The following is an 8834-nucleotide window of genomic DNA, read 5'->3' on the forward strand; positions in this document are numbered from 1 at the left end:
ACGCACGATGGCCGAGACCCATGTCCTGTTCGTCGAGGACGACGACGTCATCCGTGAGGCCACCCAGCTCGCCCTGGAGCGCGACGGCTTCCGGGTGACCGCCATGCCCGACGGGCTCTCCGGCCTGGACGCCTTCCGGGCGAAGCGCCCCGACATCGCCCTGCTGGACGTGATGCTGCCGGGGATGGACGGGGTGAGCCTGTGCCGTCGCATCCGCGACGAGTCGACGGTCCCCGTCATCATGCTGTCGGCGCGCGCCGATTCCATCGACGTCGTGCTCGGCCTGGAGGCCGGAGCCGACGACTACGTCACCAAGCCCTTCGACGGCTCCGTCCTGATGGCCCGGATCAGGGCCGTGTTGCGCCGCTTCGGGCACGCGGGAGGTGCGGGCGAGCGCGGGAACGGACCGGTGGACGCCGGGGGGCTGCTCGTCTTCGGCGACCTGGAGGTCGACACCGAGGGCATGGAGGTCCGCAAGGGCGGTGCGCCGGTGGCGCTGACCCCGACCGAGATGCGGCTGCTGCTGGAGTTCTCCTCGGCGCCGGGCACGGTGTTGTCCCGGGACAAGCTCCTGGAGCGGGTGTGGGACTACGGTTGGGGCGGCGACACCCGGGTCGTGGACGTCCATGTGCAGCGGCTGCGCGCCAAGATCGGTCAGGACCGGATCGAGACCGTGCGCGGCTTCGGCTACAAGCTCAAGAACTGACCCGGCATGACCCACGAGACGTCCTGCACGACGGGCACGCGTCGGTGAGGCCGCTCGCCCTCCGGACCGGGGTCCGCTGGAAGATCGCCGTCGCCATCGCAGCGGTCGGCGCCCTCATCGCGATCACCCTGAGCGTGATCGTGCACAACGCCGCCCGCATCTCGATGCTCGACAATGCGCGCGAGGTGCAGATGGAACGGCTGCTCTTCGCCCAGCGGTTGTACGAGACGGCGAAGCCGAAGGAGCCCCGCTTCGGCACGAAGATCAACGATCCGGCGCTGCCGCCGGAGCTCGACCAGCTGATGCGGGACCGGCGGCGCGGGACCTTCGTGCAGGAGCACCGGCACGGCGGTCCGCCGGACGTGTGGGCGGCCGTCCCCCTCGCCAACGGGGACGTGCTCTCGCTGCACATCCCCTTCGCCGACCGGAGCGCCACCATCATGAGGGACCTGGACCGGGCCCTGGTCATCGGCTCGGTGTCGGTGGTCTTCGGCGGGTGTGCGCTCGGCGTGTTGATCGGCGGGCAGCTCTCGCGGCGACTGCGCAAGGCCGCCGTCGCGGCCGGCCGGGTGGCCCAGGGCAACGGGGACGTCCGGGTGCGGGAGGCCGTCGGCGGGGTCGTGCGGGACGAGACCGATGACCTGGCGTGGGCGGTGGACTCCCTGACCGACGCCCTGAACGAGCGGATCCAGGCCGAGCGGCGGGTCACCGCCGACATCGCGCACGAACTGCGCACCCCCGTCACCGGGCTGCTCACGGCGGCCGAGCTGCTGCCGCCGTCACGACCCGCCGAGCTGGTCCGGGACCGGGCACAGGTCCTGCGCACCCTGGTCGAGGACGTCCTTGAGGTGGCCCGGCTGGACGGCGCCTCGGAGCGGGCCGAGCTCCAGGAGATCGCGCTCGGCGAGTTCGTGGAGCGGCGGGTGCGGGCCCTGCACCCGGACGTCGTCGTCCAGGTCGTGCACGAGTCCCGGGTGAACACCGATCCGCGCCGGCTGGAGCGGATCATCGGCAACCTCCTGGCCAACGCCGCCAAGCACGGCAAGCCACCGGTCGAGGTCACCGTCGAGGGCCGGGTGGTGCGGATCCGCGATCACGGTCCGGGTTTACCCGAAGCGCTCCTGAAGGAGGGCCCGCACCGGTTCCGCACGGGGACGAGCGACCGCGCGGGCCAGGGCCACGGCCTGGGCCTGACGATCGCGGCCGGGCAGGCCCGGGTCCTCGGCGCTCGACTGACCTTCCGGAACGTGGCCTCGGAGGGTTCCCCGGAGGGGGTGGGCGGCGCCATCGCGGTGCTGTGGCTGCCGGACCACGCGCCCACGAACACGGGCAGCTTCCCGGTGCTGCGGCCACCGCAATGACCACACGGCGGTGGCCGCCCCCTCTCGGGAGCGGCCCCACCGTCACCGTGCGGGGTCCTCGTACCAGGATCCGGTCCGCGGGCGTCGGGGGCGTCCGACGCCCGCGGCGCGGTCCCCGCACCGGGGGTCAGACCGCCTCGGCGACCTTGGGGGCCTCGCCGCCGGCCTCCGTCTTCGGGGCCGCGGCCGGTCCGGCGCCGCGGAGCGCCACTTCCTTGACGAAGAAGGCGAGGGCGAAGCCGAGGACGGCGACGGCCGAGGCGACCAGGAAGGCGCCGTGGGTGCCGGAGGCGACCGCGTGCTGGTACGCCTCGCGGAGTGCGTCCGGCAGCTTGGCGAGGCTCGCCGCGTCGAGCTGGGCGGTCCGCTCGGTGAGTCCGGCCCCGCCGCGGGAGGTCATCTCGTCCTGGACGCGGCTGGTGAAGAGCGCCCCCATGATCGCGACGCCGAAGGAGGAACCGAGCGTGCGGAAGAGGGTGGTGGAGGAGGAGGCGACACCCATGTCCTTCAGCTCCACGCTGTTCTGGGCGACCAGCATGGTGATCTGCATGAGGAAGCCCATGCCGGCGCCGAGGACGGCCATCCAGATCCCGGAGACGAGGCGCGAGGTGTCGGTGTCCATGGTGGAGAGCAGGAAGAGGCCGACCATCATGAGCGCGCCGCCCGCGATCGGGAAGACCTTGTACTTTCCGGTGCTGGTGGTGAACCGGCCGACGAGCAGCGAGACGACCATCATCGACAGCAGCATCGGCAGGAGCAGCAGGCCGGAGTTGGTGGCCGAGGCGCCCTGGACGGACTGCTGGAAGATCGGCAGGTAGAGGACCGCGCCGAACATCACGAAGCCGGTGATGAAGCCGATCAGGGACATCAGGGTGAAGTTGCGGCTGCGGAAGATGTGCAGCGGCATGATCGGGTCGCTCGCCCGGGTCTCGACGAAGAGGAAGGCGACGAGCGCGACGAGGCCGCCGATCGTGAGGCCGATGATGGTGGCCGAGCTCCAGGCGTACTCCGTGCCGCCCCAGGTGGTGACGAGGACGATCGCGGTGATGCCGGCGGTCAGCAGCGCGGCGCCGAGGAAGTCGATGCGGGTGCCGGTGGGGCGCTGCTTCTTGGGCAGGTGCAGGACGGCGGTGACCATGGCGAGGGCGACGATGCCGAGCGGCAGGTTGATGTAGAAGGACCAGCGCCATCCCCAGTGGTCGGTGATGGTGCCGCCGACGAGGGGACCGCCGATCATGGCGAGGGCCATCACGCCGGCGATCATGCCCTGGTACTTGCCGCGTTCGCGGGGCGGGATCAGATCGCCGATGATCGCCATCACGCCGACCATGAGGCCACCGGCGCCGAGGCCCTGGATCGTGCGGAAGCCGATCAGCTGCCCCATGTCCTGGGCCATGCCGCTGAGCGCCGAGCCGACCAGGAAGATCACGATCGAGGTGAGGAAGACGCCCTTGCGGCCGAACATGTCGCCGAGCTTGCCCCAGAGGGGGGTGGAGGCCGCCGTGGCCAGGGTGTAGGCGGTGACGACCCAGGAGAGGTGCTCCAGTCCGCCGAGCTCACCGACGATCGTCGGCATCGCCGTACCGATGATCATGTTGTCGAGCATCGCGAGCAACATCGCGATCATGAGGGCGAGGAGCACCACGCGCACGCTGCGCGGCTGCGCCCCGGACTCCCCCTCTGCCGTTGGTGCCTGCTGTTCCGTCGCCATCTCGATCCTTACTTGCCGCCCGGCTAGTTACTACACTGAGGAAGGTAGGCCGGTAACTAGCCGGGCGTCAAGTAAGTTTTCTGGAAAGTGGAGATCCGCCATGGCCCGAGGCAACACCCGCCAGCGCATCCAGGACGTGGCCCTCGAACTCTTCGCCGAGCAGGGCTACGAGAAGACCTCGCTGCGCGAGATCGCGGAACGCCTCGACGTCACCAAGGCCGCGCTCTACTACCACTTCAAGACCAAGGAAGACATCCTCGTCGGCATCTTCGAGGACCTGACCCGGCCGATGGACGAGCTGATCGAGTGGGCCCGGGAACAGCCCCGGACCCTGGAGACCAAGCGCGAAACCCTCCGCCGCTACCAGGTGGCCCTGCTCGCGGCGGCCCCGCTCTTCCGCTTCATGCAGGAGAACCAGGCCACCGTGCGGGAGCTGAGCGTGGGCCTGACCTTCAAGGAGCGCGTGCTCACGCTGACCGAGCTCCTCCAGGAGCCGGACTTCACCATCGAACAGAAGGTCCGCTGCGTCAGCGCGGTCTTCACCCTGCACGCGGGCACGTTCTTCGTGCAGCACGTCGAGGGCGACCCCGAGGAGAAGCAGGAAGCCGTCCTCGGGGTCGCCCTCGACCTCATCGACCAGGCCCACGAGGGCCGGTAGCAGCGTCAGATGGTGACGCCGTGGGACCGCAGGAAGGCGGCCGGGTTCACGGCGGAGCCGTAGTTCGGGGTGGTGCGGATCTCGAAGTGCAGGTGCGGGCCGGAAGAGTTGCCGGTGTTGCCCGAGAGGGCGATCTGCTGGCCGGCGGCGACCTTCTGGCCGACGGAGACCTTGATCTTCGACAGGTGGGCGTACTGCGAGTACGTGCCGTTGGCGTGCTTCACGACGATCGCGTTGCCGTAGGCGGGGCCGTCGCCGCCGCCGTTCGGGCCGGCCTTCACGACGGTACCGGCGGCAGCGGCCTTGACCGGGGTGCCGACGGGGACGGCGAAGTCCTGGCCGGAGTGCTTGTGGGCCCACATGGCGCCGCCCTGGTTGAAGCTGGCGGTGAGGGTGTACGAGACGACCGGCTTGACCCACGCCGGAGCCTTCTTGGCCGTGACGGCGGTCTTGGTGGCGGCGGCCTTCACGGTCGCGGCCTTGGCCTTCGCGGCGGCGGCCTTCACCTGGGCGGCCACCTGGGCCTGGGCATCGGCCTGGGCGGCGACGGCGGCGGACGCGGTGAGCGCGACCGGGGCGGCGGCCTTGCCCTCGGCGGCGAAGGCGGACCCGGCTCCGGCCACCATCGACGCCCCCAGGCCCGCAGCGGCGAGAGCGACGGCGGTGACACGGACGGCGGGGTTCATGACGCGCTTCGACATACGGGGGAAAACCTCCGGGCAGTACGGGACCCGACGCGGAACGGTGCTGCGCCGGGCTTGCCCCACCTTGGTAACCCGACCTCCCAGTCAGGCCAAAACACCCCATCTACGACATTGCGTCGTAGCGATCTCCCGGGAAGTTCCACCTGCAACACCCCTGGAAGGGAACCAAGGAAACGGACATAACTACACAAGAGGATCGGTTTACGCGCATGTCACAGGAGGCCCGCAAGCGCCGGAAAGCCGGCCCCGTGCCCGTTTCACCCCCTCAGGACCAAAGTCCTGGATCTTTACACCTAAAAGTCCCGAATCAACACTAAAGGTCGCCACTATTCCACTTAGTACCCTCCGAAACGCCTGTGCGCCTTGTCACCAGCCCCTCGCCCCGAAAGCGACCTGGGTCACGCAACCGAGCCGCCCGAAAGCCCCTCCCGCACTACGCTGATCACTTCGGGAATCCACGGGGGGACACACATGGAACCGACACTCATCGGCACCCGCCTCGCTTCGTCCCTGATCAGCCCGATGCTAAAGAAATTGCTGGTCAGCGAGGGTGCGGGAGCCGGCCTCATCGACCATTCGGAGAAGGTCCGGCTCTCCTCCCTGCTCTCCTTCCGGGGCGAGAAGCGCACCCTCACCGAGAAGGACGTCCGCAAGCTCGCCGGAACGCTGGTCGAGCGCTCGCTGGACGGGCCCGGCGAGCAGTCCTTCCCCGCCGCCGAGGCCCCGGCCGTCGCCGAGGCCCTCGCCACGACCCTCCTCGCCCTCGGCGAGCTCGACATGGACGACGTCCAAGCCGTCCGGCTGGGCCACACCGCCCTCGCCGCCCGACTGCGCACGGTCGCCCCGCCCCCGGACGGCCTCTCCACGGACTCGGTGCTCTACCTGGAATCCCTGACCGAGTGGGCCTGCCTCCACCTCCTCGACTTCTTCACCCGACGCTCCACGTTCATCGCCCGCAGCCTGGTGGAACAGACCAGGAACCAGGCCGAGCTCCTCGCCAAGGTGGACGAGGTCATCCGGCGGACGCCACGGACGGACTCCCCGGACGCGGCCTTCGAGCGCCGCTACCTGCGGCACCTCGCCAAGAAGCACGGCCGGCTCGCCATCCACGGCATCGACCTCCACCGGTCACCGGGCGACTGGCCCCTGGACACGGCCTACCTGTCGCTGGCGGCGACCGGAACGGACTCCCCTCCCGACGGCACGGTCCGCCCCGGCCCACAGCCGGAGGACCACCATCCGATCCGCGCCGACCTCGCCCTCGCCCGACACGGCAAGGTGCTGCTACGGGGCCTGGCCGGCTCGGGCAAGACCACCCTCATCCAGTGGCTGACCGTCTCGGCCGCCTCGGAAGACCGTGCGGAGGGCATGGCGTACCTGCACGGGCACGTCCCGTTCGTCCTCCCGCTGCGCACCCTCACCCGCCACGGAGAACGGCTCCCCTCCTCCCCCGACCGCTTCCTCCCCTCCGCCGGCTGTCCCCTCACCCCGCCCGACGGCTGGGCCGATCGGGTGCTGGCCGCGGGACGGGGGCTGATCCTCGTCGACGGCATCGACGAGATCCCCGAAACCGAGCGCGGTCGGGTCCACGACTGGCTCCGCGACCTCCTCAGCGCCTACGAGGGCAACCGCTGGCTGGTGACCGCCCGCCCCACCGCCGTGGGCAGCGGCTGGCTGGCCCGGGACGGCTTCACCGACCTGACCCTCGCCCCGATGTCCCGCACCGAAGCCGCCACCTTCGTGCGCCGCTGGCACCGGGCGGCCGGGCCCGAAGCGGAGCAGTATGAGCAGCCGCTCCTCGACGCCCTGCGGACGACCGAAGACGTCGCCCGGCTCGCCACCAACCCGCTCATGTGCAGCCTCCTCTGCGCCCTCCACCGCGACCGGCACGGCTATCTCCCCCGAGGCCGCAAGGCGCTCTACGACTCCGCGCTCTCCATGCTCCTGTCCCGCCGGGACCGCGAGCGGGACATGGGGAAGCCGTACGGGATCGAGCTGGACGAGGCGCCACAGATCCAACTGATCCAGCGGCTCGCCTACTGGCTGACGCTGAACGGCCGGCTCCAGATGGACCGCGCACACGCCGAGTCGATCGTCGCGGAGGCCCTCCCCGCGGTGGCCGATGCCTCCGCCCACCCCCCGAACCGGGTCTTCACCCACCTCCTCCACCGCAGCGGCCTGCTGCGCGAGCCGACGACCGACACCATCGACTTCGTCCACCGCACCTTCCAGGACTACCTGGCGGCCAAGGCCCTGGTGGACCGCTGGGACATCGGCGTCCTGATCCAACACGCCACGGACGACCGCTGGGAAGACGTCATCCGGATGGCAGTGGGCCACGCCCGCCCGCGCGAGTGCGCGGAGATCCTGCGCGAGCTGATCAAGGCAGCGGACGCCGCCGAGGACCGCCCGGTGCAGCTCCGCCTCCTGGTCCTGGCGGCGACCGCGCTGAACCATGCGACGGAAGTGGCACGGGAGGTGCGGGAGGAGGTACTGGCCCGGGCCGCGGACCTGGTCCCGCCCCGCTCGTCGGTGGAGGCCAGAGAACTGGCGGCGGCGGGCCGAGCGGTCCTGGACCTGCTGCCGGGGCCGGAAGGGCTGGACGACGAGGACGCCCGCCTGGTGGTCACGACCGCGACGCACATCGGCTCCGACGCGGCCGTCCCCTACCTGGCCCGCTTCGCCCGTCACCCCTCCGTCCCCGTCCGCTCCCAACTGATCTGGGGATGGCAGCGCTTCGACCACCACGCCTACGCCGAGGCGATCGTGGCCGCCATCGACCCGTCCGAGCTGCGCTTCACGCTCGTCCACGACGAGCAGGTGACGGAACTGCTCCGCCTCGGGATCACCCCGGACCTGCTGGAGATCAGGGGCGAGGTCTCGGAGCGGGCGGTGGAGGACCTCCTCTCCGTCTGTGACCCGAGCGTGCTCTCCCTGTCGCGGGGGGCCGGTACGTCCGACCTCTCGGTGCTCTCCGGCCTCACCAGGCTCACCTCGCTGTCGCTGGAGGGTCCTCACGGGACGTACGGAGGGCTGGGCGGCCTTCCCCCCGAAGCGCCCCTGGTGAAGCTCGCCCTCAAGACCTGGCCGGAGGAGGGCATCGGTGCCCTGCGCTCCGCCGCTCGCCTCCGCGCACTCAGCTGCTGGACGGACCGCCCGGCCACGGCCCACGACTGGGAGGAACTGGCCCTCCTCACCCAGCTGCGGCTGCTCTCGATCGAGGGCACGGCCCTCCCGTCGATCCCCCGGGACCTGGCGCTTCCCCACATCGACGTGCTCGTGCTCAGCACGGACACGGACACGGAGGAGGCGGCGTGCGAAACGGTGGCCCGGGCCTTCCCTTCGCTCCAGCGGTTCGCGCTGCTCGCCGCGGGCGGCCGTGCGGACGTCACCGCACTGGCACGGCTGGAGGGGCTGCAGGAGGTCCACGTCTCGGCCACGGCCCTGGAGGGCGTCGAGCACCTCTCCCCCCACGTCCGGGTCATCAGGAACTGACCACGGAAAAAAGGGGCGGCCCCGGGACCCATCGAGGCGCTGTACACCGTGGTTCCTCTGATCATCGTCTCGGTGTTGTTCTACTTCACCGCGCGCGATGAATCGAAGCTTCTCGAGCTCAGCCCCAAGCCGGCCCACACCATCAACGTGGTCGGCTACCAGTGGAGCTGGGGCTTCAACTACATCGAGAACGTGGAGG

General features: G+C 70.5%; 6 protein-coding genes and 1 pseudogene. 5 read left to right on the top strand and 2 right to left on the bottom strand.

Translation table 11 applies throughout. The annotated features are described in order from the left end of the window. Window positions 1-7 precede the first annotated feature (7 nt). Together cseB and cseC are read left to right on the top strand one after the other, a co-directional pair. Window positions 8-706, top strand: coding sequence for a two-component system response regulator CseB (gene cseB, locus ACFW2Y_RS19420; protein WP_384880453.1), 699 nt, complete (start codon window positions 8-10; stop codon window positions 704-706). A gap of 44 nt (window positions 707-750) precedes the next feature. Then, window positions 751-2067 (top strand): two-component system sensor histidine kinase CseC, encoded by a 1317-nt coding sequence (cseC, locus tag ACFW2Y_RS19425; RefSeq protein ID WP_384880455.1) that lies wholly within the window; start codon window positions 751-753, stop codon window positions 2065-2067. A 127-nt stretch (window positions 2068-2194) separates the two neighbouring features. On the opposite strand, the gene ACFW2Y_RS19430 is transcribed toward cseC, so the two are convergent. After that, window positions 2195-3778 (bottom strand): MDR family MFS transporter, encoded by a 1584-nt coding sequence (locus tag ACFW2Y_RS19430; protein WP_384880458.1) that lies wholly within the window; start codon window positions 3776-3778, stop codon window positions 2195-2197. A 100-nt stretch (window positions 3779-3878) separates the two neighbouring features. Between ACFW2Y_RS19430 and ACFW2Y_RS19435 the strand changes: the two genes are divergently transcribed. Beyond that, window positions 3879-4436, top strand: a complete 558-nt coding sequence (locus ACFW2Y_RS19435) for a TetR/AcrR family transcriptional regulator (RefSeq protein ID WP_384880461.1) — start codon at window positions 3879-3881, stop codon at window positions 4434-4436. A gap of 5 nt (window positions 4437-4441) precedes the next feature. Here the strand turns inward: ACFW2Y_RS19435 and ACFW2Y_RS19440 are convergent, their stop codons facing one another. Then, on the bottom strand, window positions 4442-5137 hold the full coding sequence (locus ACFW2Y_RS19440; protein WP_384880464.1) for a M23 family metallopeptidase: 696 nt from the start codon (window positions 5135-5137) through the stop codon (window positions 4442-4444). 474 nt (window positions 5138-5611) lie between these two features. On the opposite strand from ACFW2Y_RS19440, the gene ACFW2Y_RS19445 reads away from it, so the two are divergent. Together ACFW2Y_RS19445 and ACFW2Y_RS19450 are read left to right on the top strand one after the other, a co-directional pair. Continuing rightward, complete coding sequence (locus tag ACFW2Y_RS19445) at window positions 5612-8635, top strand: NACHT domain-containing protein (protein ID WP_384880467.1); 3024 nt, start codon at window positions 5612-5614, stop codon at window positions 8633-8635. Window positions 8636-8662: 27 nt separating this feature from the next. Next, window positions 8663-8834: pseudogene (locus ACFW2Y_RS19450) on the top strand (cytochrome c oxidase subunit II); the annotation flags it as partial.

This window comes from Streptomyces sp. NPDC058877 (assembly GCF_042742855.1).
Lineage (GTDB): Bacteria > Actinomycetota > Actinomycetes > Streptomycetales > Streptomycetaceae > Streptomyces.

Coding starts and splice junctions, on each gene's coding strand:
- cseB (WP_384880453.1), top strand. CDS start 8: ATGGCCGAGACCCATGTCCTGTTCGTCGAGGACGACGACGTCATCCGT.
- ACFW2Y_RS19430 (WP_384880458.1), bottom strand. CDS start 3,778: ATGGCGACGGAACAGCAGGCACCAACGGCAGAGGGGGAGTCCGGGGCG.
- ACFW2Y_RS19435 (WP_384880461.1), top strand. CDS start 3,879: ATGGCCCGAGGCAACACCCGCCAGCGCATCCAGGACGTGGCCCTCGAA.
- ACFW2Y_RS19440 (WP_384880464.1), bottom strand. CDS start 5,137: ATGTCGAAGCGCGTCATGAACCCCGCCGTCCGTGTCACCGCCGTCGCT.
- ACFW2Y_RS19445 (WP_384880467.1), top strand. CDS start 5,612: ATGGAACCGACACTCATCGGCACCCGCCTCGCTTCGTCCCTGATCAGC.